The sequence below is a fragment of the Dolichospermum circinale AWQC310F genome (genome assembly GCF_000426925.1).
In the GTDB taxonomy this organism is placed as follows: Bacteria; Cyanobacteriota; Cyanobacteriia; order Cyanobacteriales; family Nostocaceae; genus Dolichospermum; species Dolichospermum circinale.
Genome location: NZ_KE384663.1, coordinates 164132 through 164769, shown reverse-complemented (window position 1 = coordinate 164769; position 638 = coordinate 164132). Strand labels below are relative to the sequence as shown.

General features: G+C 35.9%; 1 protein-coding gene. It reads left to right on the top strand.

What is annotated here, in order from left to right; translation table 11 throughout:
• A partial coding sequence (locus ACIR310F_RS21165) for a hypothetical protein (RefSeq protein ID WP_155963572.1) occupies window positions 1-638 on the top strand: 638 nt, incomplete at both ends.

The window sequence follows — 638 nt, the reverse complement described above, 5'->3', positions numbered from 1 at the left end:
TCAGGAAAATCTACCTTTAGGTTTATTAGGGAAGATGGCTAAAACTCAATGTTTATTTGAGCCTTTTCGCAATCCACCATCGGAAATAGAAATTCGCAGTTGTTTACTTAAATTATATGCTGTTCATGGTGATGTAGTTAGGAAAGCAAAACGCGAAAACAGAAATATTGCTGAATCAGAATTACCGATTTTATGGATTTTAACACCAACTTTTTCATCTCGGATGATTGCGGGTTTAGGTGCAGTTGAAATTACAGAAGATTGGGTTCAAGGTGTTTATTTTCTACCGAATATATTGAAAACAGCAATAGTTGTAATTCATCAATTACCAGAAAATGAGGATACATTATGGTTGAGAGTTTTGGGGAAAGGAGGAACACAAAAAAGAGCAGTAGAGGAGTTAACTGAATTACCGGAAAATAACCCTTTTCGAGAGAATTTGTTACTCATTCTAGCGGACTGGCGCAAGAATTTAGAATTGAGAGATAATTTAAGTAGGGAAGAAGAGGAAGTAATTATGAACTTATCACCGGCTTATTTACAACAAATAGAAGACTGGAAGCAAGAAGGACAACTTTATTTGATAACTTCTCTTCTGGAAGGGCGGTTTGGTAGTTTAGATGCTGAGTTATCTGGTG